The sequence below is a fragment of the Streptomyces virginiae genome (assembly GCF_040638905.1).
Taxonomy (GTDB): Bacteria; Actinomycetota; Actinomycetes; order Streptomycetales; family Streptomycetaceae; genus Streptomyces; species Streptomyces virginiae_B.
The window spans coordinates 297,249-323,005 of the sequence record NZ_JBEZYV010000003.1 but is presented as its reverse complement, the minus strand read 5'-3'; the positions used below and the strand labels follow the sequence as shown (position 1 = coordinate 323,005).

Here is a 25,757-nt window from a genome sequence, read left to right as displayed (position 1 = left end):
TGCCATCGACATTTACTAGGACGTCCTAGTAAATTCATGGGTATGGACGCTGACGCCATCGAGGAGGGCCGCCGTCGCTGGCAGGCCCGTTATGACAAGGCCCGCAAGCGCGAGGCAGACTTCACCACGCTCTCCGGGGACGAGGTCGAGCCGGTCTACGGGCCCCGGCCCGGCGACGCGTACGAGGGCTTCGAGCGGATCGGCTGGCCGGGGGAGTACCCGTACACCCGCGGTCTGCACGCCACCGGCTACCGCGGCCGGACCTGGACCATCCGCCAGTTCGCCGGCTTCGGCAACGCCGAGCAGACGAACGAGCGCTACAAGATGATCCTGGCCGCCGGCGGCGGCGGGCTCTCCGTGGCCTTCGACATGCCGACCCTCATGGGGCGCGACTCCGACGACCCCCGCTCGCTCGGCGAGGTCGGCCACTGCGGCGTCGCCATCGACTCGGCCGCCGACATGGAGGTCCTCTTCAAGGACATCCCCCTCGGCGACGTCACGACGTCGATGACGATCTCGGGCCCCGCCGTGCCCGCCTTCTGCATGTACCTCGTCGCCGCCGAGCGCCAGGGCGTGGACCCCGCCGTCCTGAACGGCACGCTTCAGACGGACATCTTCAAGGAGTACATCGCCCAGAAGGAGTGGCTCTTCGAGCCCGAGCCGCACCTTCGCCTCATCGGCGACCTCATGGAGTACTGCGCGAGGGGCATCCCTGCCTACAAGCCGCTCTCCGTCTCCGGCTACCACATCCGCGAGGCCGGGGCCACGGCCGCGCAGGAGCTCGCCTACACCCTCGCCGACGGCTTCGGCTACGTGGAGCTGGGCCTCTCCCGCGGCCTGGACGTGGACCACTTCGCCTCCGGCCTGTCCTTCTTCTTCGACGCGCACCTCGACTTCTTCGAGGAGATCGCCAAGTTCCGCGCGGCCCGCCGGATCTGGGCGCGCTGGATGAAGGAGGTCTACGGGGCCAAGAGCGAGAAGTCGATGTGGCTGCGGTTCCACACGCAGACCGCCGGCGTCTCCCTCACCGCGCAGCAGCCCTACAACAACGTCGTACGCACCGCCGTGGAGGCCCTCGCGGCCGTCCTCGGCGGCACCAACTCGCTGCACACCAACGCCCTCGACGAGACGCTCGCGCTGCCGAGCGAGCAGGCCGCCGAGATCGCCCTGCGCACCCAGCAGGTGCTGATGGAGGAGACCGGCGTCGCCAACGTGGCGGACCCGCTGGGCGGCTCCTGGTTCGTGGAGCAGCTCACCGACCGCATCGAGGCCGACGCCGAGAAGATCTTCGAGCAGATCAAGGAGCGCGGCCTGCGCGCCCACCCGGACGGCCGGCACCCGATCGGGCCGATCACCTCGGGCATCCTGCGCGGCATCGAGGACGGCTGGTTCACCGGCGAGATCGCCGAGTCGGCCTTCCAGTACCAGCGCTCGCTGGAGAAGGGCGACAAGCGGGTCGTCGGCGTCAACGTCCACCACGGGTCGGTCACCGGTGACCTGGAGATCCTGCGGGTCAGCCACGAGGTGGAGCGCGAGCAGGTCCGCGTGCTCGCCGACCGCAAGGAGCGCCGCGACGACGCCGAGGTCACCGCGGCCCTGAAGGCCATGCTGGACGCCGCCCGTGACGGGTCGAACATGATCCCCGCCATGCTGGACGCGGTGCGCGCCGAAGCCACGCTGGGCGAGATCTGCAACGCGCTGCGCGACGAGTGGGGCGTCTACACCGAGCCCCCGGGCTTCTGACCCGGGACCTCCGGGTCCGTGGAGGCCGGTCGCGCCAACCCCCTTACGGTGGGGGCGTGACCGGCCTTCCTGTGCCCGTACGGGGCGTGAGCGCGCGCGTGGTGATGAACAGGGGAGGCTGCGGCGGCCATTACGCCTACGTCGTGGCCGACTTCGAGCCGCCGGGGCCCGCCGGTACGGAGATCCTGAACCTGGCTCCGCAGGAGAGGCTGCCCGCCGAGTTCCTCGCGGCGGTGCGGGACGGGATCGAGCTCGGACTGGACGGGGTCGAGGCAGCGGTCCTGATCACCGGCGGCGGCGTGTACTGGCCGGACGCCCGGGACATCGGGTACCGCACGGCCGGAGCCCAAGTGGCCCGCGGCGCGCTCGTCGCGGCCGGCCTGCGGCCCGAGGAGGAGGCCGACGCGCTGCGCTGGGCGAGCTGGCCCGGCCGCCGGCGGCCCTGGCCGGGGGAGAACCCGCGGGCGGCCGCGCTGGCGGCACAGGTCCTGGAATCCCGGCGCCGCGCAGGGGAATGGACCTTCTGACGGCGCGGCGGCAGGGGCGCGCGGGTTTCGGGGCGGCGGCTCAGACGACGGCGGACGGCCCGCGGAGGCCGTGCATCAGCAGCGCGGTGAAGGCGGCCACCCAGAGCTCGTCCACCGGTTCCGAGCTCACCAGGGCGCGGTGCACGACGGTGCCCGCGATCACGTCGAAGATCAGGTCCGTGGTGCGGCTCGCCAGGAACTCGTCCTCCTCGTAGGGGAGTTCGCCGCGGGCCTGGGCCCGTTCGCGACCCAGTACGACGAGACGTTTCTGCCGGTCGACGATCGCCGACCGGATCCGGTCACGCAGGGCCTCGTCCCGGGTGGACTCGGAGACGACCGCCATCAGGGCCGTACGGGCCTCCGGGCGCCGCAGCAGCTCCGCGAAGCGCAGGACCACGTACTCGATGTCGGCTTCCAGGGAGCCCCGGTCCGGAAGTTCCAGGGAGTCGAAGAGTTCCGCGACGGCGTCCACGACCAGCTCGCTCTTGCCCGCCCAGCGCCGGTACAGGGTGGTCTTGGCGACGCCCGCGCGGGCCGAGACGTCGCCCATCGTCAGCTTCGACCAGCCCAGCTCGACCAGCGCGGCCCGGGTGGCGGCGAGGATGGCGGCATCCGCGGCCGCGCTGCGGGGGCGACCGGTGCGGCCGGGGCTGGGGTTGCGCATGGCCGAGACCATACCCGTCGGTAGCCGAACGGGCCGCTGTGGTTCAGATCACGCACGCGGCAGGGGCGCGCCGGGCCTCCGGGGGAGTTACGCTACGGCTCGTAGCGTAAGAGCGACAACCACGCGAAGAGCTACAGGCGCCAGGTGGGGACCCGGCGCCGACCGGCACGACGGTACGACGGCACGGCCAATTCAGGCGATCTTTTTCGTCGGCGCGCGCACACGGGGGAGGATGTACGCATGCAGCCCAGAAACATGTCCATGAGCGGCGTCGTCGACCTCGCCGCGGTGAAGGCGGCCGGCGAGGCCAAGGCCAAGGCCGAGCAGGCCCGTGCCGAGGCGGCCCGTCAGGCGAGCCAGGGCGGCGGGGCCGCCCCGTCCGCCGGCGCCGTTCCGCCGTCCGCGCTCGTCGTCGACGTAGACGAGGCCGGCTTCGAACGTGATGTGCTCCAACTCTCCGCGGAAGTCCCGGTCGTCCTGGACTTCTGGGCCGAGTGGTGCCAGCCGTGCAAGCAGCTCAGCCCGCTCCTGGAGCGCCTGGTCACCGAGGCGAACGGCCGCCTAGTGCTGGCCAAGGTGGACGTCGACGCCAACCAGATGCTGATGCAGCAGTTCCAGATCCAGGGCATCCCGGCCGTCTTCGCCGTGGTCGCCGGTCAGGTGCTGCCGCTGTTCCAGGGCGTCGCCCCCGAGCAGCAGATCCGCGAAACCCTCGCCCAGCTGGTCCAGGTCGCCGAGGAGCGCTTCGGGATCATCGGTATCGAGGTGGACCCGAGCGCCGAAGGGGCCGCCGGGCCCGTCGAGACCGAGGTCCCGGCCGGTCCGTACGACGCGTTGCTGGAAGCGGCCGTCGTCGCACTGGACGCCGGTGACCTGGGCGGCGCGGTGCAGGCGTACAAGAACGTACTCGCGGACGACCCGGGCAACACCGAGGCCAAGCTGGGCCTCGCCCAGGCCGAGCTGCTCGCCCGGGTCCAGCACATGAACCCGCAGGAGGTGCGCACCGCCGCGGCCGAGAACCCGCGCGATCCGGCGGCGCAGATCGCCGCGGCCGACCTCGACCTGGTCGGCGGCCACGTGGAGGACGCCTTCGGCCGTCTGGTGGACGCCGTGAAGGTCACGTTCGGTGACGATCGGGATGCGGTGCGGCTGCGGCTGCTGGAACTGTTCGAGGTCATCGGCGCCGACGATCCGAGGGTGGCGGCGGCGCGGACGGCGCTGGCGCGCGTGCTCTTCTAGACCGGCTCCGGACCGGCTCCGCAGCCGCTCCGTGCCGGTCCCGCGAAGGGTTCCGGACGTCGTCGGGCCGCCGCCGATTGTTGACACGCAGATAAACAGCGGCCGCACTTTGCCAAAACTTGGCAATCGCGGCCGCTGTTACTCGCAGTAAATCGAACCCCGTGAACTGTCCGGTGTGTTCACCATTTCGCCGTTCTGTCAGGGCCCCTCGTGGCACCCTGTGTTGCCGACGGACGGTTACAGGCAGCATTCAGGTTATCTGGCCGTTACCCGCCAGTAACGAACCCCCTTGTGTCCCGGCCGGGAATGGACCACGATCGGCGACGCTCGGTCCTTCCCGCAGAGCCGCTCACTCGGAGCCGCGGTGGAGGGTCCCCACCGGGCCGGCCGGTGGCAGTGGCACCGGCCGTGGGACAGGGGGGTCTCTGCCACACGGCGGAGCCTGTCCTCCAGGTTGCGCGAACGCGTGGCCAAGTGGTTGTCGCTCGGGGGTGAACGCCGGTGTATCGGACGTGGCACGGCCGCGGCCCGGCCGCCTGCGCTCCTTCCCGAGGACGTAGCACTTCTCCCATCCCAGGACGGGCACGGCCCGGACCGGAGATGTACGTCCGAGAAGGAGGAACGAAATGAGTTCTCAGGTTCGTGGCGGGACCAGATGGAAGCGCTTCGCGCTCGTCATGGTGCCGAGCATCGCGGCCACGGCCGCGGTCGGTGTGGGTCTGGCGCAGGGTGCCCTCGCGGCGTCCTTCAGCGTCTCCGGCCAGGACTTCAAGGTCTCGGCCGACAAGCTCGACGGTGACAACCTCATCCAGTACGGCGGCATCGCCGAGGGGCACGACCTCAAGGGCAATGCGCAGCACCACCCGGTGACGATCTCCGGGTTCAGCCACGCCGAGATCACCAACATGTGCCAGTCGCTGGTGACCCCGACGCCGATGGGCAACATCACGCTGCAGCTGCGCACCGGCCACAAGGGCAAGCCGGCCGTCGCCGACAACATCTACCTGGATGTTGCGGAGCTCGACACCGACGCCGAGTTCAAGAACCTGGACATCGGTGTCGCGGTCGGCGACCCGAACCACAAGACCAAGCCGCAGGCCGGCACGGTCGCCAGCCCGTACGCGTTCTCGCAGCGCGCCGACAAGGCGATCCTGACCAACGTGCGCCAGAAGGCGTGGGCGACCACGGCCGGCACGTTCAAGCTGCCCGACCTGAAGCTGCGTCTGCTCGGCGGCGACAAGCCGTGCTACCAGGACAGCAAGGACTGAGTCCGTCCCGGTGAATGACCGGACGGGCGGGCGTCGGCGGCCGCTGCCGCCCGCCCGTCCGGGCTCCACAGAGTTCTCCGTACCACCGTTTCCAGGGAGCTGTTGTCCATGAACCCCCAGGCCCCGGTTTACGTTCGCGCAGAAGACGACGCCTGGCTCACCGTGGTGTACTACCACTTCCGCGCCTGGCGCGGTCGCCGTCCCTTCTGGGCCGGGCTGTTCACGCTCCTCGGTGGCTTCCCGATCGCGTACTTCCCGTATGCGGACCTCCGGTTGGGCAACGTCAGTCTCGCCATGGCCACCACCGGCGGCGCGGGCGCACTGATCATCGGTGTACTGCTCATCACGCTGGGCCTGGCCCTCTGGTTCCAGCAGACCATCCGCGTCTTCGCCGGCGTCGCCTCGATCCTGCTGGCGCTGGTGTCCCTGCCGGTCTCCAACCTCGGCGGATTCGGGATGGGCTTCATCTGCTCCCTCATCGGCGGCGCCCTGGCGCTGTCGTGGGCCCCCGGACAGCCGGTGGACGAGGAGCCGGCGGACCAGCCGCCGGCCGCCGTCGCCCTGTCCAAGTCGGAGGCGATGGCGGGTTTCCCGGGTATCCCGGGCCCCCGCGAGACGGAGACGGCACACGCGAGCGAGACGACTGCCCACGCCGATGGCGGGAGGAACAGTGCGGGGTGACGAGACGCAGCGGGCAGTGGCCCCGGGCGCAGATTCCCGTGAGAGGAAGGGCCCGCGCCACGCGGCGCCCAGAAAGTCGCTGCTGAACAAGATCCAGATACCCGTCGGCAAGACCATGGCGCTGGCGGCGATGCCGACGGCCGTGTTCGTCGGGATGGGCATGGCGCCCAAACTGGCCGTGGCCGACGACAAGGAGATCCCCTTCGCGCCCGGACCGTGTGTGACGCGGTCCGACGAGCCGGCGGAGACCGAGTCGAAGTCCCCGTCCCCCACGCCCTCGAAGACGGCCTCGCCGAGCGCCTCGCCCAGCGCGTCGCCCGCACCGTCCACGGCCGCGAAGCCGAAGCCGAGCGCCTCCCCGGAGGCGGCCAAGTCCCCGTCGGCGAACGCCCCGGCCCCGGCGGCCACCACGCCGGCGCCGACCACGTCCGCGAACCCGCTGGACCCGCTGGGCGTGGGAGACAAGCTCAAGGACCTCGTCGACGGGCTCGGCCAGCCGCTCAAGGACACCGGGGCGACCCCGGCACCCACGGCCGCGCCGTCCACGACGGCCGAGCCGACTCCGGCTCCCGACCCGGCCGCGGACGCGATCCGGGAGGCCGCCAAGCAGGCGGGTGCCAAGGTCGAGGAACTGCCCGACGCGGTCAAGGACACCGTCGGGAAGCCCAAGGACGAGACGCCCAAGGACGAGGGCGACGAGGACAAGGCCGGCAAGGACGAGGCGAAGAAGGACCCGGACGGGAAGGAACCCTTCCCCTGCCCGACCTACGACGCCGAGGCCCTCGCCAACGCCGAGCTGGAGAAGGGCATCCCGCTCCTGCCGGACCAGCCCTGGTACCTCGACAGCTCCCTGCTGACCCTCTACGGCCTGGACTACCACGGCATCGTCGAGGTGAAGACCGCCAGCGGCAAGATCAAGAAGGTCTTGAAGTTCACGGCGGACTCGCTGGACATCAAGGACCTCTACCAGACGGTCGGCAAGGACGGGAACGTCGCCCACCTGAAGTCCCGTCCGGGCTCCACGTCCAAGATCCGCGGCGGCACGGTGACGATGTACACCGAGAGCCTCAAGGGGAAGCTGTTCGGTCTGATCCCGATCGAGTTCACCCCGAACAGCCCGCCGCCGCTGAACGTCCCGTTCGCCTTCTTCACGGACGTCCAGGTCGTCCAGGCGGCGCAGTTCGGCGGGACGCTCACGGTCCCGGGCCTGAAGAACTACATCGGACCGCCGGAGTAGTCCCCGCACCGCCGCACGCACCGAGGGCGGCACCCCGCATCACTGCGGGGTGCCGCCCTCGGTCTCTGTGCGGCAGAGTCGGGTGCGGCGCGGCGACGTCAGTCGCGGGCGACGCCGCCCAGGTGGTGGACCCGGACCATGTTGGTGGTGCCCGGGACGCCGGGGGGCGAGCCGGCCGTGATGATCATGGTGTCGCCGTCGTTGTAGCGGCCCAGCTTGAGCAGCTCGCCGTCCACCAGGTCGACCATCGCGTCGGTGGTGTCCACGTGCGGGACGATGTACGACTCGACGCCCCAGCTCAGTGTGAGCTGGTTGCGGGTGTTGACGTCGGTGGTGAAGGCCAGGATCTGCTGCGTGGCGCGGTAGCGCGACAGGCGGCGGGCGGTGTCCCCGGACTGGGTGAAGGCGATGAGCGCCTGGCCGTCCAGGAAGTCCGCGATCTCGCACGCCGCGCGGGCGACGGAGCCGCCCTGGGTGCGCGGCTTCTTGCCCGGGACCAGCGGCTGGAGGCCCTTGGAGAGGAGCTCCTCCTCGGCCGCCGCGACGATCTTGGACATCGTCTTGACGGTCTCGATCGGGTAGGCGCCGACCGAGGACTCGGCCGAGAGCATGACCGCGTCCGCGCCGTCGAGGATCGCGTTGGCGACGTCGGACGCCTCCGCGCGCGTCGGGCGGGAGTTGGTGATCATCGACTCCATCATCTGGGTCGCGACGATCACCGGCTTGGCGTTGCGGCGGCACATCTCGATGAGCCGCTTCTGGACCATCGGGACCTTCTCGAGCGGGTACTCGACGGCCAGGTCGCCGCGGGCCACCATGACCGCGTCGAAGGCGGCGACCACGGCCTCCATGTTCTCGACGGCCTGGGGCTTCTCCACCTTGGCGATGACGGGGACGCGGCGGCCCTCCTCGTCCATCACCTTGTGGACGTCCTTGACGTCGTTGGCGTCGCGGACGAAGGACAGGGCGACCATGTCGCAGCCCATCCGCAGGGCGAAGCGGAGATCGTCGACGTCCTTCTCCGACAGGGCGGGGACGTTCACGGCGGCACCCGGCAGGTTGATGCCCTTGTGGTCCGAGATGACACCGCCCTCGATGACGATGGTCCTGACCCGCGGGCCCTCGACCTCCGTCACCCGGAGCTCGACGTTGCCGTCGTTGATCAGGATCTGGTCACCCTTGGCGACGTCGCCCGGGAGGCCCTTGTAGGTGGTGCCGCAGATGGACTTGTCGCCCGGGACGTCCTCGGTGGTGATGGTGAACTCGTCACCGCGCACCAACTCGACGGGACCCTCGGCGAAGGTCTCCAGACGGATCTTCGGGCCCTGGAGGTCGGCAAGGACGCCGACGGCGCGCCCGGTGTCCTCGGAGACCTGCCGGACGCGGTCGTACCGCTCCTGGTGTTCTGCCTGGGATCCGTGGCTGAAGTTGAATCGGGCCACGTTCATACCTGCCTCGATGAGCGCTTTCAGCTGCTCATACGAGTCGACGGCGGGGCCCAGCGTGCAGACGATTTTGGAACGGCGCATGACTGGATCCTATCGGTTTGTTTCGTAGCGGAATATTCCGGCTGGTGGAAAGTCCAAGTGACTACTCGGTAACCAGCGCGTACGCCTGGGTGGCGATCTCCAGTTCCTCATCTGTCGGGACCACCGCCACGGCCACCCGGGCATAATCCGGCGAAACCAGCCGCGGCTGCGGGGAACGCGCCGCATTGGCTTCGAGATCCAGCTCCAGGCCCAGCTCGGCCAGGCCGTCGACCGCGGCCTCCCGGACCTGGTGGGCGTTCTCGCCGACCCCGGCCGTGAACGCCACCGCATCCACCCGCCCGAGCACCGCCGAGTAGGCGCCGATGTACTTCTTCAGCCGGTGGACGTACGCGTCGAAGGCCAGGCGCGCCGTCTCGTCGCCCTCGCCGGCCCGCCGCAGCACCTCGCGCATGTCGTTGTCGCCGCACATGCCCAGCAGACCGCTCTTCTTGTTCAGGAGCGAATCGATCTCATCCACCGAGAGGCCGCCCACCCGCGCCAGGTGGAAGACGACCGCCGGGTCGAGGTCGCCCGAGCGGGTGCCCATGACCAGCCCCTCCAGCGGGGTCATGCCCATGGACGTCTCCACGCAGACCCCTGCGCGCACGGCCGAGGCGGAGGCGCCGTTGCCCAGGTGCAGCACGATCACGTTCACGTCCTCCACCGGCCTGCCGAGCAGCTCCGCCGTCGCCCGGGAGACGTAGGCGTGGGAGGTGCCGTGGAAGCCGTACCGCCGGATGGAGTACGCCTCCGCGGTCGCGGCGTCGATCGCGTACCGCGCCACGTACTCCGGCATCGTCGAGTGGAAGGCGGTGTCGAAGACGGCGATCTGGGGGATGTCCGCGCGCAGCGAGCGCGCCACCTCGATGCCCGTGACGTTCGCCGGATTGTGCAGCGGCGCCAGGGGGATCAGGTTCCGGATCTCCGCGAGCACCTCGTCGTCGATCACCGTCGGCCGGGTGAACCTCGTCCCGCCGTGCACCACCCGGTGCCCCACCGCGGCCAGCTCGGGGGAGTCCAGGCCCGTCCCGTCGGCCGCGAGCTCGGCGGCCACGGCCTTCAGCGCGGCCCCGTGGTCCGCGATCGGGCCGGTCCGCTCGCGCTTGCCGCCGGCCGCCGCCGGGCCGGTGAGCGGCTCGTGCGCCAGCCGGGAGGTCTCCTCGCCGATGCGCTCGACCAGGCCGACGGCCAGACGCGACCGGTCCACCATGTCCAGGAGCTGGTACTTGACGGACGAGGAGCCGGAGTTGAGGACGAGTACGCGCGATGCGGTCACAGTGCGGGTCTTTCCTTGTCACGGGCGGAGGGGAGGGGAGGGAGAGGAGAGGGGGTCAGGCGGTGGCGGCCGGACCCGGCGCGCCCTGCGCCTGGATGGCGGTGATGGCCACGGTGGTGACGATGTCCTGGACGAGCGCGCCGCGCGAGAGGTCGTTGACGGGCTTGCGCAGGCCCTGGAGCACCGGGCCGACCGCGACCGCGCCCGCCGACCGCTGTACGGCCTTGTAGGTGTTGTTGCCGGTGTTGAGGTCGGGGAAGATCAGCACCGTCGCCCGGCCGGCCACCTGCGACCCCGGCAGCTTCGTCGCGGCCACCGAGGGCTCCACGGCCGCGTCGTACTGGATCGGGCCCTCGACGGCCAGGTCGGGGCGCTGCTCGCGGACGATCTCGGTGGCCTTGCGCACCTTGTCGACGTCCGCACCCGAACCGGAGGTGCCGGTCGAGTACGAGAGCATCGCGATCCGCGGCTCGACGCCGAAGGCGGCGGCGGTCGCGGCCGACTGGACGGCGATGTCCGCGAGTTGCTCGGCGTTCGGGTCCGGGTTGACCGCGCAGTCGCCGTAGACGAGGACCCGGTCGGCCAGGCACATGAAGAAGACCGAGGAGACGATGGACGCCTCCGGCTTAGTCTTGATGATCTCGAAGGCCGGGCGGATCGTCGCGGCGGTGGAGTGCACCGAGCCGGAGACCATGCCGTCGGCCAGGCCGCGCTGGACCATCAGGGTGCCGAAGTAGTTGACGTCGGTGACCACGTCGTGGGCCAGCTCGACGGTCATGCCCTTGTGGGCCCGGACCTGCGCGTAGTACTCGGCGAACCCTTCCCGCAGCGCGGAGGTCGCCGGGTCGATGAGCTGCGCGGCCGAGATGTCGACGCCGAGGTCGCCGGCCTTCTTCAGGATCGCCTGCTCGTCGCCCAGCAGGGTCAGGTCGCAGACGCCCCGGCGCAGCACCACGTCCGCGGCGCGCAGCACGCGCTCCTCGGCGCCCTCGGGCAGCACGACGCGGCGGCGCTCGGACCGGGCCCGCTCCAGCAGCTCGTGCTCGAACATCATCGGGGTGACGCGCTCCGAACGGGTCACCGAGAGCAGCCCGCGCAGCTCGCCGGTGTCCACGTGCCGCTCGAAGAGGCCGAGCGCCGTCTCCAGCTTGCGCGGGGTCGCCGAGTTCAACCGGCTCTGCAGCGAGAACAGTTCGGCGGCGGTCGGGAAGCTGTTGCCGGCCACCGACACCACGGGCGTGCCCGGCGCCAGCTTCGAGGCCAGCGTCAGGACGTCCTTGCTCGGGCGCTCGTTCAGGGTGAGCAGCACGCCGGCGATCGGCGGGGTGCCCGAGGTGTGCGCGGCCAGCGCGCCGACGACGAGGTCGGAGCGGTCGCCGGGGGTCACCACCAGGCAGCCGGGGGTCAGGGCGTTCAGGAAGTTCGGCAGCATGGCGCCGCCGAAGACGAAGTCCAGGGCGTCGCGGGCCAGGCCCGCCTCGTCGCCGAGGAGCACCTCGCCGCCGAGGGCCCGGGTGATCTGGGCGACGGTCGGGGCGGACAGCGACTTGTCGTCCGGCAGCACGTAGCAGGGTACGGGGAGGCGGGCGGCCAGCCGCTCGGCTATCAGGTCGCGGTCCTCCGCGGCCACCCGGTTCACGACCATCGCGACGACGTGGCAGCCCAGGCTCTCGTACGCGCGGTAGGCGTTGCGGGCCTCGGCGCGCACGGCCTCGGCGGGGTGCTTGGTGCCGCCCACCACGGGGACGACGACCGCACCCAGCTCGTTGGCGAGGCGTGCGTTGAGCGCCAGTTCGTCGGGAAGGTTGGTGTCGGCGTAGTCGGTGCCGAGGACGAGCACGACCTCGTAGTCGCGGGCCAGCCGGTGGTAGCGGTCGACCAGCTGGGAGACCAGCTCGTCGGTGCCCTTCTCGGCCAGGATCGCCGAGGCCTCGCGGTACTCCATCCCGTAGGCCGTCGAGGCGTCCTGGTCGATCCGGTAGCGGGCCCTGAGGAGGTCGAAGAGGCGGTCGGGTGCGTCGTGGAGCAGCGGTCGGTAGACGCCGACCCGGCCCGTCTGCCGGGTCAGGAGTTCCATGATCCCGAGTTCGACGACCTGTCGGCCGTCCCCCCGCTCGATACCGGTCACGTACACGCTGCGCGTCACGCGTGCTCTCCGTCTCTTGGTGTAGTCGATCGACCCCGTTGGGATGCCTTGACCTCTTGACAATACCTCCGCCAATGGGTAGGGCGCCCGACGGAACCAAGGCCCGGTCCGGCGGGCCGGGAGGCCCTCCGGGGCGAGTCGTGCGGAGCGCGCCCCGCCCGGCGACCGTGGAACAATCGGACAGGCGGCACCAATACGCCCGACATGTGCACGGGCCGGAGCAGGCACCCTCCCACACGGCCGGGTGCGACCAGGAGCAGGAGACACAGCACGATGCGTATCGGAGTTCTCACCGCGGGCGGCGACTGTCCGGGCCTCAACGCTGTCATCCGGTCGGTCGTACACCGCGCGGTGGTCGGGCACGGCGACGAGGTCATCGGCTTCGAGGACGGCTTCAAGGGCCTCCTCGACGGCCACTTCCGCGCCCTCGACATCAACGCCGTCAGCGGCATCCTCGCCCGCGGCGGCACGATCCTCGGCTCGGCCCGCATGGAGCGGGCCCGGCTCCACGAGGCCGCCGAGAACGCGCAGGAGCTGGCCACCCGCTACGGCATCGACGCCCTCATCCCGATCGGCGGCGAAGGCACCCTGACCGCCTCCCGGATGCTGTCGGACGCCGGGATGCCGGTCGTCGGCGTACCGAAGACCATCGACAACGACATCTCCTCCACCGACCGCACCTTCGGCTTCGACACCGCCGTCATGGTCGCCACCGAGGCCATCGACCGCCTCAAGACCACTGCCGAGTCGCACCAGCGCGTGATGGTCGTCGAGGTCATGGGCCGCCACGCGGGCTGGATCGCCCTGGAGTCCGGCATGGCCGGAGGCGCCCACGGGATCTGCCTGCCGGAGCGCCCCTTCGAGGTGGACGCCCTGGTCAAGATGGTCGAAGAACGCTTCGCCCGCGGCAAGAAGTTCGCCGTCGTCTGCGTCGCCGAGGGCGCGCACCCGGCCGCGGGCTCCATGCCGTACGAGAAGGGCGCGATCGACGCCTACGGCCACGAGCGCTTCGCCGGCATCGGCAACCGCCTCGCCATCGAGCTGGAGCACCGCTTGGGCAAGGAGGCCCGCCCGGTCATCCTCGGCCACGTCCAGCGCGGCGGCACCCCCACCGCCTACGACCGCGTCCTCGCGACCCGCTTCGGCTGGCACGCCGTGGAGGCCGTCCACCGCGGTGAATTCGGCAACATGACCGCCCTGCGGGGCACCGACATCGTGATGGCCCCCCTCGCCCACGCGGTCACCGAGCTGAAAACGGTCCCCGAGGACCGCATCTACGAGGCCGAGTCGGTCTTCTGACCCGCGCGGCCCCGCCTGCCCCGCCCGCCCGTCCGTCCCGTCCCGCCCGCCCGCCCGGACGGGACGTCGGTCCTTCCTGCCCGCCGCGGACGGCCCCCGACACGCCGCCACGGGCCCCGCCGAGTGCTCCGGGCCCGCTGGATATCATTCCCGGCGGGGGGATGGGTCAGCTGAGTCGTGTGCACGTTGAGGGCCCGCATGTCCGGGGCTCGTCCTCCGTTCGCACGCACTCGATGGAAAGGCGACCCACTCCCGTGGCGACCAGCTCTGCCGTCCTGACCCCCGAACCGGTCCTGACCAGACCTGAACCCGCGGTCACCGGCCCCGCCCCACGGCGGAGTCCGTCCGTCCTCGCCGCGGCCCTCGCCGCGTCCTGGGCGGTGCCGCTGCTGCTCCACGCGGTCGCCCTCGACGTACTGCTCCTCCCCGTCCTGATCCTGACGACCGCCGCCCTGATCCGGGTGGGCGGCGGGCTGCTCGACCGCCTCGTGGTCGCGGCCTTCCTGCTCTGCGGCGCCGTGATGGGCCTCGGCCTGCTCTTCTCCGTCTGGCCGTGGGGCCTGGCCCCCGTGCCCGGCGCCGGCCTGCTGCTGACGACCGCCTCCCTCTCCGGCTGGCTGGCCCGCCGCCGACCCCGCATCCCGCTGCGGCTGCGCGGCTCGGACGCGCTGGTCGCCGGCACCGTGGCCGTGGTCTGGCACTACGTCCACCACCCGGTGGCCGGCAAGTCCGCCGCCGACCGGCTGCCCTACTTCGTCACGTCCGAGGACCGGATGGGGCACTTCTCGTACTTCACCGGCATCCGGCAGGTCGGCGGCTACGCCTTCCTGCACCAGGACGCCGCCCGGACGTACATGATGACCCCGTCCGAGGCGGTGTACCCGCAGGGCTCCCACTTCCTGCTGGCCTGGGTCGACGCGCTGGTGACGTCCTCGGTCCAGGCGGGCTCCGCCCTCGCCATGACGCACCGGTACTTCCTCTACGTCCTGGCCGCCTACGCGCTGTTCTGCGGGGCGCTGGTCTGGGCCGCCCGCTGGATCGGCGGCCCGCGCCTGCGCGGCTGGCGCGCGGCCGCGGTCTGCGCCACGGTCGCCGCAGTGGTGGTGTCCGGGTCGATGGCGGAGCTGATCGAGCGGGGCTTCGACTCCGAGACCATCGGCCTGCTGTTCCTGGCCCTGGCCCTGGCCCTGCTGATACGCCCCGCGACGGGCAGGGCCGAGTTCGTCCTCGTCGCGGCGGCCGGGCTGATCGCCGTCACCTACGTCTACAGCCTCTACGGCGCCCTCGTCGGCCTCGCCCTGACCGCGGTGCTGCTCGTCCACCGGCGCCGGTTCACCGGACGCTGGGCCCCGGTCCTCGCGGCACTCGCCGGCGCCGCCGCCGTGGCGGGACTGCCCAGCGTCTTCTCCGTCCTCACGAAACTGGACGTCGCCAAGACCTCGAACCTGGCCGGCCCGATGGTCATACCCGACCGCCCGGTGTTCATCGGGCTCGGACTGCTGGCGCTGGTCGCCGCCACCCTCCCGGTGAACCGCCGGACGGGCACCGGGCAGACGGTGCTGGCCGTCGTGCTCGGCGCGGCCGCGGTGATCGGCGTCTTCGGCGCCTGGCAGAAGGCCACCATCGGCTACTACTCGTACTACTTCGAGAAGCTGACCGCCGCCGGGCTGGTGATCGCCCTGCTCTCGCTCGGCCTGATTGGGCTGATGCTGCCCGCCGCCGCGAGCACCGCGGGAACCGCGCTGCGCCGCCGGGCGGACCTGCTGCTGCGCTCCGGCCTCGCGACGGCGGCGGCGCTGGCGCTGTTCGGCGGCGTCCAGTGGGGCGTGCCCTCCGGCTGGGGCCACCCCTCGGGCTGGTACGACAGCCCCATGCTCAAGTGGGCCCGGGGCGAGGCCAGGAGCGCAGACATCGCCCGGCCCGCCGCCGCCCTCACCGAGCGCGACCTGCACGGGGCCACGTCGCCGGTCATCGCCCTCTACAGCAACGACGCCTACCTCAACCTCAGGTCGACCTTCCTCGCCCAGATCCTCACCAAGCAGGGGGCGGCATGGTCGGGCTGTACGAGGTCTTCTACGTCAAGGTCGGCGGACCCGTCGCGGTCGACGAGAAGGAGTACCAGGCTTCGCTGGGCCACCTGAAGACCGCGATCGCCTCGTGCCCGGCCCCGCCCACCGTCCTCGTGGGCGACCGGAGGACCGCCGACCGGATCAGGCACGATCTGGCGGCCGGGGGCATCGCCGCCACAGTGGTCGACGCGCCCCTGCCGTAGGGGCACGCTCCGGGCGGACGCCGGCTACGCCGCGCCGCCCGCGAGCTGCCAGAAGCGGTCCACGATGCCCGTGAGGAACTCGCGGCCCGCGTCCCCGCTGGCGGCCTCGCCCTGGCCGCCGCCCCAGCTGAGCGTCGCCACCATCCGCGACTGGTAGTCCCCGTGCAGCTGCTCCACCACCCGCTCCAGGTGGTGCTTGGGGATCGGCAGCAGCTTGCCGAGCGGCTTCACGTACGCCTGCCAGCGGGTGGTGACCGCGCTGCGCAGCAGCTCGGCCAGCTCCTCCTGCTTGCCGGTCGCCGTCACGAACTGGGCCAGGGTCAGCCCGAGCACCGTGGCGAGGGCGGCGGACTGCCGCTCGTTGCCCTTCCAGCGCCCGGTGTCCTCCATCTTCTGGTAGGAGCTCGTCTCCAGGCCGATCCGCCGGGCCAGTTCGTCCGCGCCCAGCCCCCGGGCCATCCGGTGCTCCCGCAAGGTGACCGGCTCGGCGAGCAGTTCGCCCGGCGCACACCACAGCACGCCCGCGAGCGCGGTGAGCTCGGCGGACGACGGCGATATCTCCCCGCGCTCCCAGGCCATCACCGTCTCGGGCGCGACGACGAGTCCGTACTGGGCACGCAGGCCGTAGGCGACATGTCCGGGAGCCATGCCCAGGGCCGCGCGCAGGCGCCGCGCGGCGGGGGCATTGAATGGTGGGCTGGAGTGCACACCGCACACCGTAGAAGTGGCCGGGCTGCGCCGCCTACAGACCAAACAAACAAGCCCATACCTCGTAGGAACGTCCTATGAAGTAAGGGGCTTTTGGCGAGTTTTCCGGCGACTGTCCGGTAATCGGTGCTCTCGAAGATCCAGTACTGGGTACGGTTCCAGCCAACTCCCCGCGACGCAAGTCCCCTCACACGGCCTCCACGGAATGTGAACCGGAACCCCCTCCCGTACGTGGTTCCTGTGGGGCCCTCGCATACGGGGGTGGCGAGGGCCCCGCCCTCCGCACCCCTTGCCTTGACGTCGGCGTCAACGCATACGGTCGTGCCATGCGCATCGGCGAACTGGCGGAACGGGCCGGGACCAGCACCCGGACGCTCAGGTACTACGAGGCGCGCGGGCTGCTGCCCGCGCGGCGTGCGGACAACGGCCACCGGACCTACGACGAGGACGACCTGCGGCTGCTGCGGGAGATCCGCACCCTCCAGGACTTCGGCTTCGAACTGGAAGAGACCCGGCCGTTCCTCGCGTGCCTGCGGGCCGGCCACCCGGCCGGGGACTCCTGCCCCGCATCGCTCGCCGTCTACCGGCGCAAGCTCGCCGAGCTGGACGACCTGATCGGCCGGCTCGCGGACGTACGGGACCAGGTCGCGCGGCAGCTCGCCGGCGCCGAGGAGGCGGCCGGCGAGGCCGCCGCCCCGCGCTGCGAGATGACGCCCTGACCCACACGAGAGAGGAAACGACATGGTGCACGCCCACGGAGTGGCCGAGGTGACCGACGCGGACTTCGAGGCCGAGGTGCTCGCCGAGCGCGGCAGGACGGTCCTCGTCGAGTTCACGGCGGACTGGTGCGGCCCCTGCCGCCAGCTCGCCCCGGTGCTGTCCGCGATCGCCGCCGAGGAGGCCGACCGCCTGAAGGTCGTGCAGATCGACGCGGACCGCAACCCCGCGGCCGTGGCCCGGTACGGGGTGCTGTCCATGCCGACCCTGCTCGTCTTCCGCGACGGCGAACCCGTCCGCCAGATGGTCGGCGCCCGGCCCAAGCGCCGCCTCCTGCAGGAACTGGCGGACCAGCTCGCTACGGCCTGAGCCAGATCGTCGCCAGCGGCGGCAGCGTCATCCGCAGGCTCGCCGGGCGGCCCTGGGCCGGCACCGGCTCGGGACGCAGCGGCTGCCTGTGGTGCACCCCGCTGCCGCCGTACGCCTCCATGTCGGTGTTGAGGACCTCACGCCACTGGGGCACCTCCTCCGGCACCCCGATCCGGTAGCCGTGCCGGACCACGGGCGAGAAGTTGGACACCGCCAGCAGCTGCGAGCCGTCCTGCGCGTACCGCAGGAAGGCGAAGACGTTGTCCTCCGCCGCGTCCGCCTCCACCCAGGCGAAGCCTTCCGGCACGGTGTCGCGCTCCCAGAGCGCAGGCGTCGCCGCGTAGGTGTGGTTCAGGTCGCGCACGAGGTCGCGCACGCCCCGGTGGTCGCCGGCCGCCGCGTAGGAGGAGTCCAGCAGCCACCAGTCCGGCCCGTGGCCCTCCGACCACTCCGACCCCTGCGCGAACTCCTGTCCCATGAACAGCAGTTGCTTACCGGGGTGGGCCCACATGAAGCCCAGGTACGCCCGGTGCGCGGCCCGCTGCTGCCACCAGTCGCCCCCCGGGATCTTCGACACGAGCGAGCGCTTGCCGTGCACCACCTCGTCGTGCGAGATCGGCAGCACGTAGTTCTCGCTGAAGGCGTAGATCATCCCGAAGGTCATGTCGTGGTGGTGGTACTTGCGGTGCACCGACTCCTTCGACATGTAGCGCAGGGTGTCGTGCATCCAGCCCATGTTCCACTTCAGCCCGAAGCCCAGCCCGCCTCCGTCGGTCGGGCGGGTCACGCCGTTCCAGGCGGTGGACTCCTCCGCGATGGTCACCACTCCCGGGCAGCGCCGGTACACGGTGGCGTTCATCTCCTGCAGGAACGCCACCGCATCCAGGTTCTCCCGGCCGCCGTGCTCGTTGGGCGACCACTCGCCCTCGTTCCGGGAGTAGTCCAGGTAGAGCATCGAGGCCACCGCGTCCACGCGCAGCCCGTCCACGTGGAACTCCTCGCACCAGTACACGGCGTTGGCGACGAGGAAGTTGCGGACCTCCTTGCGCCCGTAGTCGAACTCCAGCGTCCCCCAGTCCGGGTGCGCGGCCCGCCGCGGGTCCTGGTGCTCGTACAGCGGCCGCCCGTCGAACTCCGCGAGAGCCCACTCGTCCCGCGGGAAGTGCGCCGGCACCCAGTCGACGATCACGCCGATCCCGGCCCGGTGCAGCGAGTCCACGAGGAAGCGGAAGTCGTCCGGCGTGCCCATCCGCGAGGTCGGCGCGTAGAAACCGGTGACCTGGTAGCCCCACGAGCCGCCGAAGGGGTGCTCGGCGACCGGCATCATCTCCACGTGCGTGAAGCCCAGCTCCTTGACGTACGCGGGGAGCTGCTCGGCGAGCTGCCGGTAGGAGAGCCCCGGCCGCCAGGACGCCAGGTGCAGCTCGTACACCGAGAAGGGGGCCTGGTGCAGAGGGCGGGACCCGCGCCGCGCCATCCACTCCGCGTCCTGCCACTCGTACTGCGTCGCCGTGACCACCGAGGCGGTCGCCGGCGGGACCTCCGCGGACCGGGCCATCGGGTCGGCGCGCAGCGTGTGGCTGCCGTCCGGGCGCGTGATGTCGAACTTGTAGAGCGTCCCGGCGCCCACCCCGGGCAGGAACAGCTCCCAGACGCCGCTCGCGCCGAGCGAGCGCATCGGCTGGGCGACGGAGTCCCAGTACGAGAAGTCCCCGGTGACCCGCACCCCCTGCGCGTTCGGCGCCCACACGGTGAACCGGGTCCCCGCCACGCCCTGGTGCTCCATCGGCTGGGCGCCCAGCGCCGTCCACAGCTGCTCGTGGCGGCCCTCGCCGATCAGGTGCAGGTCCAGCTCGCCGAGGGCGGGCAGGAACCGGTAGGGGTCGTGGACCTCGATCTCGGTGCCGTCGTAAGCCACCAGCAGCCGGTAGTCCGGCACCGCCGTCAGCGGCAGCAGCCCGGAGAACAGCCCGTCGCCGTCGTCGTGGAGCTCGGCCCGCAGCCCCTTGGCGATAACCGTGACCGCCTTGGCATAGGGGCGCAGCACCCGGAAGGCCACCCCGCCGCGCTGGGTGTGGGCGCCCAGCACGGCGTGCGGGTCGTGGTGACGGCCCTCCAGCAGCCGGGCCCGTTCCTCGGGGCCGAGCGCCGGCGCCGGCCGGACCCCGTGCGGAGGGGCGGCACGGCGGGCCCGGGGAGTGCGGGGCTTCTTGGCCGCCGCCGGGGCGGGTGCGGCATCGTCGCTGACGGTCGGTGACGGCTGTCGTGCGGCGCTCACGCGAGCGGCCTCCTCGGGGGCTTCGGGTGCGGATGGGGGGAGAGGGCGGGCGGGGTCGGCGGCATGCGGTGGGCGGGCCGCGCGGGCTCCGAGAGCCGCCGGATCGCGGCCATCGGGACGTGCAGCCAGTCGGGACGGTGCCGGGACTCGTAACGGGCCTCGTACACCGCCTTGTCGGTCTCGTACGCCCGCAGCAGTACGGGATCCTCGCGCGGGTCCCGGCCGGTGGTGCGGGCGTAGCCCTCGCAGAACGCGGCCCGGCAGTCGTCCGCCCAGGCGGGGGCGAACGGCCGGTGCGAGCGGGCGGCGTAGTCGAAGGAACGCAGCATCCCGGCGATGTCGCGCACCGCCGGTTCGGGACGGCGCCGGTCGGCCAGGGGCCGGGCCGGCTCGCCCTCGAAGTCGATCAACGACCAGCTGCCGTCGAGGGTTCGCAGGGTCTGGCCCAGATGGAGGTCGCCGTGGATCCGCTGAGCCGCCACTCCCGTCCCGCGGGACGCGGCCAGGGCGTCGAAGGCACCCCGCAGCCCGGCCTCGTAGGGCCGCAGCGCCGCCACCTCCCGGGCGGTGGCCGCCAGCCGGGCCGTCATCCCGGCGGCCAGCCGGGCGGTCTGCTCTGGGCCGAGCGCGACGGTGGGCAGGGCCGTGGCGAGCGCGCTGTGCACCTCGGCGGTGGCCCGGCCGAGCGCGTGCGCCTCGGCGGTGAAGTCCTCGCCGGCGCCGAGCCGGCGCAGCGCGAGCTGCCAGCCGTCGTCGGAGCCCCGCAGGTACGGCTGGAGCACACCCAGGGTCAGCGGTTCACCGCCTGGTGGCTCGGCCTCGTACCAGGCGACGGGCGCCGGTACCCGCGCGCAGCCGGCGGCGGCCAGTGCCCTGGGCAGCTCCAGGTCCGGGTTGACGCCGGGGCCGACCCGGCGGAAGACCTTCAGGATGAACGAATCTCCGTAGATCAGAGAGGAGTTCGTCTGCTCCCCGGACAGCGGCCGGGGCTGGAGCCCTGCCGGGATCGGCGTGGCCGGGTCCCGGTCGAAGCGCAGCGGGCCGAGCGTGCCGGGGGAGCGCAGCCGCTCCAGCAGCATGGCCGCGAGCCGGGGGTCGCCCAGCGCCTCGTAGACGACCCGGCCGGCGTACGGCCCGTCCTCGGCGTGGCCGATGAGGGTGGGCGCGAGTGCGGGCGGCAGGGACGGGCGGATGCCCAGCAGCAGCTGGTAGCAGTCCCCGTCCACGTCGAGGAGCACGTGCAGAAGTCCGGGGGTGGACCCGGGCGGCAGCAGGTCGGCCGCCGAGACGGTCGTGAGTCTGCTGATGGTCCGGCCCTTGCCCGCGAACCAGCGTTGCGCGGGCAGCCAGGCCCGCAGCATCGGTTCCAGCGGGGCGATCCCGGCGGCCCGGTCGGCAGTGAGCCGGCTCCGGGCGGATGCAGCCTCCGACATGGCGTCGCGTCCTTTCCCCGGGCCGTCACAGAATGCGCAGAGTGTCCCGGATGCGCGGCAGTTGCTTCTCCGGCATGTGCGAGTGTCGGGTCAGGATGATCCGTACAGGGGCGGGCGATTGACCCATTCGAGCCGCCCGCCCCTTGCTTGGGGCGTGTCCGCCTGTGACCGTGCCGGCTATTCGGCGCGGCGGTCACCGCGCTGTTCGGCACGCAGCCGGAACCAGTAGAAGCCGTGTCCCGCCAGGGTCAGCAGGTAGGGCCACTCGCCGATCGGCGGGAACCGCACATCACCCGTGAGCTCCACCGGCACCCGCCCGTTGAACGACTGCAGGTCCAGCTCGGTGGGCTGCGCGAAGCGCGAGAAGTTGTGCACGCACAGCACCAGGTCGTCCCCGTACTCGCGCAGGAACGCGAGCACCGCCGGGTTGGACGACTGCAGTTCGGTGTACGAGCCGAGGCCGAAGGCGGGGTTCGCCTTGCGGACCTCGATCAGCCGGCGGGTCCAGTGCAGCAGCGAGGAGGGCGACGCCATGGCCGCCTCGACACTGGTGACCTGGTACCCGTAGACCGGGTCCATGATGACCGGCAGGTTCAGCCTGCCCGGATCGCACGAGGAGAAACCGGCGTTGCGGTCCGGGGTCCACTGCATGGGGGTGCGGACGCCGTCGCGGTCGCCCAGCCAGATGTTGTCGCCCATGCCGATCTCGTCGCCGTAGTAGAGGACCGGCGAGCCGGGCAGCGACAGCAGCAGGGCCGTGAACAGCTCCATCTGGTTGCGGTCGTTGTCCAGGAGCGGGGCGAGGCGGCGCCGGATGCCGATGTTGGCCCGCATCCGCGGGTCCTTGGCGTACTCGGCGTACATGTAGTCGCGCTCTTCGTCCGTGACCATTTCGAGGGTGAGCTCGTCGTGGTTGCGCAGGAAGATGCCCCACTGGCAGTTCTTCGGGATGGCCGGGGTCTTGGCCAGGATCTCGGAGACCGGGTAGCGCGACTCTCTTCGCACCGCCATGAAGATGCGCGGCATGACGGGGAAGTGGAACGCCATGTGGCACTCGTCGCCGCCCCTGGCGAAGTCCCCGAAGTAGTCGACGACGTCCTCGGGCCACTGGTTGGCCTCGGCGAGCAGCACGGTGTCCGGGTAGTGCGCGTCGATCTCCGCCCGGACTCTCTTCAGCAGCTGGTGGGTGCGCGGGAGGTTCTCGCAGTTGGTGCCCTCCTCGGCGTACAGGTAGGGCACGGCGTCGAGACGGAAGCCGTCGATGCCGAGGTCCAGCCAGAACCGGAGGGCGGAGATGATCTCCTCCTGGACAGCCGGGTTCTCGAAGTTGAGGTCCGGCTGGTGGGAGAAGAAGCGGTGCCAGTAGTACTGCTTGCGTACCGGGTCGTACGTCCAGTTCGAGGTCTCGGTGTCGACGAAGATGATCCGGGCGTCCTGGTACTGCTTGTCGTTGTCGGCCCACATGTAGTAGTCGCCGTAGGGGCCCTCCGGGTCCTTGCGCGACTGCTGGAACCACTCGTGCTGGTCGCTCGTGTGGTTCATGACGAAGTCGATGATCACCCGCATGCCGCGGGTGTGCGCGGCGTCCACGAACTCCACGAAGTCGGCGAGGTCGCCGAACTCGGGCAGTACCGAGGTGTAGTCGGAGACGTCGTAGCCCCCGTCGCGCAGGGGCGATGCGAAGAACGGCGGCAGCCACAGGCAGTCGACGCCGAGCCACTGGAGGTAGTCCAGTTTGGCGGTGAGGCCCTTGAGGTCCCCCACGCCGTCGCCGTTGCTGTCGTGGAAGGAGCGGACGAGGACCTCGTAGAAGACGGCCCGCTTGAACCAGTCGGGATCGCGGTCCTTGGCGGGGGTGTCCTCGAAGGTGTCGTGGACGGGGTCGTTGATCATCATGTGGTGGGTGACCCTCCGGTGGGCGGGGACGGTCGCAGAGCGGCCAGTACGTGCGCGGGCGTGCGGCCCGGCTCTAGGCGCACGTAGTTCGCCCTGCCCCAGTGATAGGTCTCGCCGGTGAGCTCGTCGCGCACCGCGAGGGACCCGTGCCAGTCGAGGCCGAGTACCGGCATGTTCAACGACACCGTCGCCTCCTGGGTGTGGTGCGGATCGAGGTTGACGACCACCAGTACGGAATTGGGGCCCGCGTGCTTCGAATAGGCGATCACCTGTTCGTTGTCGGTCGGGTGGAAGTGGATGTCGCGCAGCTGCTGGAGCGCGGGGTTGCGCCGGCGCAGCCGGTTCAGGGCGGTGATCAGCGGGGCGATGGTGCGGCCCTCGCGCTCGGCGGCGGCCCAGTCGCGCGGCCGGAACTCGTACTTCTCGGAGTTCAGGTACTCCTCGCTGCCCTCGCGCACCGGGGTGTTCTCGCAGAGCTCGTAGCCGGAGTAGATCCCCCAGGTGGGCGACATGGTGGCGGCGAGGACCGCGCGCACCTCGAAGGCGGGACGGCCGCCCTTCTGGAGGTACTCGTGCAGGATGTCGGGCGTGTTGACGAAGAAGTTCGGCCGCATCACCGAGGCGGACGCGGTGTCGGACAGCTCGGTCAGGTACTCGGTCAGCTCGGCCTTGGTGTTGCGCCAGGTGAAGTACGTGTACGACTGCTGGAAGCCGACGGCGGCGAGCGCGCGCACCATCGCGGGCCGGGTGAAGGCCTCCGCCAGGAAGATCACGTCCGGATCGGACTTGTTGATGTCCGCGATCACCTTCTGCCAGAAGACGACCGGCTTGGTGTGCGGGTTGTCGACGCGGAAGATGCGCACCCCGTGGTCCATCCAGTGCCGCAGGATCCGGCAGGTCTCCTCGACGATGCCGGCCATGTCGGTGTCGAAGTGGACCGGGTAGATGTCCTGGTACTTCTTCGGCGGGTTCTCGGCGTACGCGATCGTCCCGTCGGCCCGGTGGCGGAACCACTCCGGGTGCTTCTCCACCCACGGGTGGTCGGGGGAGCACTGGAGGGCGAAGTCCAGCGCGATCTCCATGCGCAGTTCGCGGGCGCGCGCGACGAAGGCGTCGAAGTCCTCGATGGTGCCCAGTTCGGGGTGGACCGCCTCGTGGCCGCCCTCGGTGGAGCCGATGGCCCACGGCACGCCGGGGTCCCAACTCCCGGCGGAAAGGGTGTTGTTCGGCCCCTTCCGATAGGTGCTGCCGATCGGGTGGATGGGCGGCAGGTAGACCACGTCGAAGCCCATCGCGGCGATCGCGGGCAGCCGCTCGGCGGCGGTCCGGAAGGTGCCGCTGACCGGAGCCTCGCCGGGCTCCAGCACCGCTCCCTCGGAGCGCGGGAACATCTCGTACCAGGAGCCGAAGAGGGCCCGCTTGCGCTCGACGAGCACGGGCAGCGGCTTGGACGCGGTGACCAGTTCCCGGTAGGGGCGCCTGGCCAGCGCGGCGGTCACGGCGGGGGCGAGTGCGGCCTCGTACCGCTCGGCGGCCGGCCGGTCCTCGTCCCGCATGGCGTCGGCGGCGGCCAGGACGGCCTCGCGGCCGTCGCGCTTGGGGATCCGGGCCGCGGCCCGCTCGTAGAGCTCCGCGCCCTCCAGCAGCACCAGCCCGGTGTCGATGCCGGCGGGGATCTTGATCGCGGCATGGGCCCGCCAGGTGCCGACCGGGTCGCTCCACGCCTCGACGGTGTACGTCCACCTCCCCTCGACCTCGGCGGAGACCCGGGCGCCCCACCGGTCGGTGCCGGGAGCGAGTTCGCTCAGCGGCACGGGGGGCCGCAGTCGCCCCTTCGGATCACGCAGGACGACGTGGGCGGCAAGGGCGTCGTGTCCTTCGCGGAACACGGTGGCGGAGATCTCGAAGACCTCGTCCACGACCGCCTTGGCGGGTCTGGCGCCGCAGTCGACGGCGGGGCGGACGTCCAGCACGGGAATGCGACCGATCATGATGGGATCACCTGGGGGCAGTTCGCGGGGCTCGGTGACAACAGGCCAGCCGGTATCACGACTGGTAGTGCACGCTCTGTTCGCTCTGTTTCTAGCCGCTCAAGAGACGGCTGGGCTGCGGGCATGGCCGCTCCTGTCCGCGTTCACTCGGGTGGCGGGGAGAGGGTTTGTGGGCGGGTGCGCCGTGCGTGTACGACGTGTACCCGGGGAGCCCTTCCCACTCTCCCCCCGCCCAATCCGCGCACTTGGTTAACTACTCGTACGTAGTGGCACGGGCAGTACCAAGGCCCCACTCGACATCCGGCGAGGCTCCGTCAAGTCGGCCGGGACCAGGTGCCGTAGGAGCACGGATCACCGGTCACACAGGCCTCCGGAACCCCCTGGGAACCACCCGCGCGGGGGTACGCGCAACGACCGTTTACTCCGTCGCGGGGCGCGAGTGACCGCTGTTGCAGGGGGGCTTGGGAGATCTGGCCGAAGATGG

Annotated in this window: 20 protein-coding genes; 11 read left to right on the top strand and 9 right to left on the bottom strand. The window is 71.2% G+C overall.

The genetic code is table 11. The features are described from left to right. Positions 1 to 42: 42 nt before the first annotated feature. Together AB0F82_RS07320 and AB0F82_RS07315 are read left to right on the top strand one after the other, a co-directional pair. Positions 43 to 1,743, top strand: a complete 1,701-nt coding sequence (locus tag AB0F82_RS07320; protein WP_356810628.1) for an acyl-CoA mutase large subunit family protein — start codon at positions 43 to 45, stop codon at positions 1,741 to 1,743. Between the two features lie 56 nt (positions 1,744 to 1,799). After that, entirely contained in the window at positions 1,800 to 2,270 is a 471-nt protein-coding gene (locus AB0F82_RS07315; protein WP_362624796.1) for a hypothetical protein, read from the top strand. A gap of 40 nt (positions 2,271 to 2,310) precedes the next feature. On the opposite strand, the gene AB0F82_RS07310 is transcribed toward AB0F82_RS07315, so the two are convergent. Beyond that, positions 2,311 to 2,934, bottom strand: coding sequence for a TetR/AcrR family transcriptional regulator (locus AB0F82_RS07310; protein ID WP_362624794.1), 624 nt, complete (start codon positions 2,932 to 2,934; stop codon positions 2,311 to 2,313). Between the two features lie 240 nt (positions 2,935 to 3,174). Here AB0F82_RS07310 and AB0F82_RS07305 point away from each other — a divergent pair, with 240 nt between their 5' ends. From AB0F82_RS07305 to AB0F82_RS07290, 4 genes are all read left to right on the top strand, one after another. Beyond that, entirely contained in the window at positions 3,175 to 4,173 is a 999-nt protein-coding gene (locus tag AB0F82_RS07305; RefSeq protein ID WP_362624792.1) for a tetratricopeptide repeat protein, read from the top strand. Positions 4,174 to 4,799: 626 nt separating this feature from the next. Next, positions 4,800 to 5,441, top strand: a complete 642-nt coding sequence (locus AB0F82_RS07300) for a DUF6230 family protein (protein ID WP_356810632.1) — start codon at positions 4,800 to 4,802, stop codon at positions 5,439 to 5,441. A gap of 108 nt (positions 5,442 to 5,549) precedes the next feature. Then, the gene (locus tag AB0F82_RS07295) at positions 5,550 to 6,122 is read left to right on the top strand and encodes a DUF6114 domain-containing protein (protein WP_356810633.1); all 573 of its coding nucleotides are present in this window, start codon (positions 5,550 to 5,552) and stop codon (positions 6,120 to 6,122) included. Then, positions 6,112 to 7,359: a hypothetical protein gene (locus AB0F82_RS07290; RefSeq protein WP_362624789.1), complete on the top strand. Its 1,248-nt coding sequence runs from the start codon at positions 6,112 to 6,114 to the stop codon at positions 7,357 to 7,359. The genes AB0F82_RS07295 and AB0F82_RS07290 overlap by 11 nt, the downstream gene beginning before the upstream one ends. A 98-nt stretch (positions 7,360 to 7,457) precedes the next feature. Here AB0F82_RS07290 and pyk read toward each other — a convergent pair whose 3' ends face one another. The 3 genes from pyk to pta all read right to left on the bottom strand — a co-directional run bounded on the left by pyk (position 7,458) and on the right by pta (position 12,310). Beyond that, the gene (gene pyk, locus AB0F82_RS07285; RefSeq protein WP_356810635.1) at positions 7,458 to 8,888 is read right to left on the bottom strand and encodes a pyruvate kinase; all 1,431 of its coding nucleotides are present in this window, start codon (positions 8,886 to 8,888) and stop codon (positions 7,458 to 7,460) included. Between the two features lie 61 nt (positions 8,889 to 8,949). Then, positions 8,950 to 10,164: an acetate/propionate family kinase gene (locus AB0F82_RS07280; protein ID WP_362624787.1), complete on the bottom strand. Its 1,215-nt coding sequence runs from the start codon at positions 10,162 to 10,164 to the stop codon at positions 8,950 to 8,952. Between the two features lie 55 nt (positions 10,165 to 10,219). Continuing rightward, positions 10,220 to 12,310 (bottom strand): phosphate acetyltransferase, encoded by a 2,091-nt coding sequence (gene pta / locus AB0F82_RS07275; protein ID WP_362624785.1) that lies wholly within the window; start codon positions 12,308 to 12,310, stop codon positions 10,220 to 10,222. A gap of 273 nt (positions 12,311 to 12,583) precedes the next feature. On the opposite strand from pta, the gene AB0F82_RS07270 reads away from it, so the two are divergent. The 3 genes from AB0F82_RS07270 to AB0F82_RS07260 all read left to right on the top strand — a co-directional run bounded on the left by AB0F82_RS07270 (position 12,584) and on the right by AB0F82_RS07260 (position 15,881). Next, on the top strand, positions 12,584 to 13,609 hold the full coding sequence (locus tag AB0F82_RS07270) for an ATP-dependent 6-phosphofructokinase (protein WP_362624783.1): 1,026 nt from the start codon (positions 12,584 to 12,586) through the stop codon (positions 13,607 to 13,609). A 254-nt stretch (positions 13,610 to 13,863) separates the two neighbouring features. Continuing rightward, positions 13,864 to 15,750 (top strand): hypothetical protein, encoded by a 1,887-nt coding sequence (locus AB0F82_RS07265; protein WP_362624781.1) that lies wholly within the window; start codon positions 13,864 to 13,866, stop codon positions 15,748 to 15,750. Beyond that, positions 15,660 to 15,881, top strand: a complete 222-nt coding sequence (locus AB0F82_RS07260; RefSeq protein WP_362624779.1) for a hypothetical protein — start codon at positions 15,660 to 15,662, stop codon at positions 15,879 to 15,881. The genes AB0F82_RS07265 and AB0F82_RS07260 overlap by 91 nt, the downstream gene beginning before the upstream one ends. 24 nt (positions 15,882 to 15,905) lie before the next feature. Here the strand turns inward: AB0F82_RS07260 and AB0F82_RS07255 are convergent, their stop codons facing one another. Further along, the gene (locus tag AB0F82_RS07255) at positions 15,906 to 16,529 is read right to left on the bottom strand and encodes a helix-turn-helix domain-containing protein (protein WP_436842053.1); all 624 of its coding nucleotides are present in this window, start codon (positions 16,527 to 16,529) and stop codon (positions 15,906 to 15,908) included. A 386-nt stretch (positions 16,530 to 16,915) separates the two neighbouring features. Between AB0F82_RS07255 and AB0F82_RS07250 the strand changes: the two genes are divergently transcribed. Together AB0F82_RS07250 and trxA are read left to right on the top strand one after the other, a co-directional pair. After that, positions 16,916 to 17,308: a MerR family transcriptional regulator gene (locus tag AB0F82_RS07250; protein WP_362624775.1), complete on the top strand. Its 393-nt coding sequence runs from the start codon at positions 16,916 to 16,918 to the stop codon at positions 17,306 to 17,308. 22 nt (positions 17,309 to 17,330) lie between these two features. Next, entirely contained in the window at positions 17,331 to 17,675 is a 345-nt protein-coding gene (trxA, locus tag AB0F82_RS07245; RefSeq protein ID WP_356810641.1) for a thioredoxin, read from the top strand. Here the strand turns inward: trxA and glgB are convergent. The 4 genes from glgB to AB0F82_RS07225 form a co-directional block, all read right to left on the bottom strand. Then, positions 17,665 to 19,953, bottom strand: coding sequence for a 1,4-alpha-glucan branching enzyme (gene glgB / locus AB0F82_RS07240; protein ID WP_356810642.1), 2,289 nt, complete (start codon positions 19,951 to 19,953; stop codon positions 17,665 to 17,667). The genes trxA and glgB overlap by 11 nt on opposite strands. Continuing rightward, positions 19,950 to 21,386, bottom strand: a complete 1,437-nt coding sequence (locus tag AB0F82_RS07235; protein ID WP_362624772.1) for a maltokinase N-terminal cap-like domain-containing protein — start codon at positions 21,384 to 21,386, stop codon at positions 19,950 to 19,952. Before AB0F82_RS07235 ends, glgB begins: the two co-directional genes overlap by 4 nt. Positions 21,387 to 21,563: 177 nt before the next feature. Then, the gene (gene treS, locus AB0F82_RS07230) at positions 21,564 to 23,282 is read right to left on the bottom strand and encodes a maltose alpha-D-glucosyltransferase (RefSeq protein WP_356810644.1); all 1,719 of its coding nucleotides are present in this window, start codon (positions 23,280 to 23,282) and stop codon (positions 21,564 to 21,566) included. Further along, complete coding sequence (locus AB0F82_RS07225; RefSeq protein WP_362624770.1) at positions 23,279 to 25,273, bottom strand: alpha-1,4-glucan--maltose-1-phosphate maltosyltransferase; 1,995 nt, start codon at positions 25,271 to 25,273, stop codon at positions 23,279 to 23,281. The genes treS and AB0F82_RS07225 overlap by 4 nt, the downstream gene beginning before the upstream one ends. Positions 25,274 to 25,757: the final 484 nt, after the last annotated feature.

Coding starts and splice junctions, on each gene's coding strand:
- AB0F82_RS07320 (WP_356810628.1), top strand. CDS start 43: ATGGACGCTGACGCCATCGAGGAGGGCCGCCGTCGCTGGCAGGCCCGT.
- AB0F82_RS07310 (WP_362624794.1), bottom strand. CDS start 2,934: ATGCGCAACCCCAGCCCCGGCCGCACCGGTCGCCCCCGCAGCGCGGCC.
- AB0F82_RS07305 (WP_362624792.1), top strand. CDS start 3,175: ATGCAGCCCAGAAACATGTCCATGAGCGGCGTCGTCGACCTCGCCGCG.
- AB0F82_RS07300 (WP_356810632.1), top strand. CDS start 4,800: ATGAGTTCTCAGGTTCGTGGCGGGACCAGATGGAAGCGCTTCGCGCTC.
- AB0F82_RS07295 (WP_356810633.1), top strand. CDS start 5,550: ATGAACCCCCAGGCCCCGGTTTACGTTCGCGCAGAAGACGACGCCTGG.
- pyk (WP_356810635.1), bottom strand. CDS start 8,888: ATGCGCCGTTCCAAAATCGTCTGCACGCTGGGCCCCGCCGTCGACTCG.
- AB0F82_RS07270 (WP_362624783.1), top strand. CDS start 12,584: ATGCGTATCGGAGTTCTCACCGCGGGCGGCGACTGTCCGGGCCTCAAC.
- AB0F82_RS07260 (WP_362624779.1), top strand. CDS start 15,660: ATGGTCGGGCTGTACGAGGTCTTCTACGTCAAGGTCGGCGGACCCGTC.
- AB0F82_RS07255 (WP_436842053.1), bottom strand. CDS start 16,529: ATGGCTCCCGGACATGTCGCCTACGGCCTGCGTGCCCAGTACGGACTC.
- AB0F82_RS07250 (WP_362624775.1), top strand. CDS start 16,916: ATGCGCATCGGCGAACTGGCGGAACGGGCCGGGACCAGCACCCGGACG.
- trxA (WP_356810641.1), top strand. CDS start 17,331: ATGGTGCACGCCCACGGAGTGGCCGAGGTGACCGACGCGGACTTCGAG.
- AB0F82_RS07235 (WP_362624772.1), bottom strand. CDS start 21,386: ATGTCGGAGGCTGCATCCGCCCGGAGCCGGCTCACTGCCGACCGGGCC.
- treS (WP_356810644.1), bottom strand. CDS start 23,282: ATGATGATCAACGACCCCGTCCACGACACCTTCGAGGACACCCCCGCC.
- AB0F82_RS07225 (WP_362624770.1), bottom strand. CDS start 25,273: ATGATCGGTCGCATTCCCGTGCTGGACGTCCGCCCCGCCGTCGACTGC.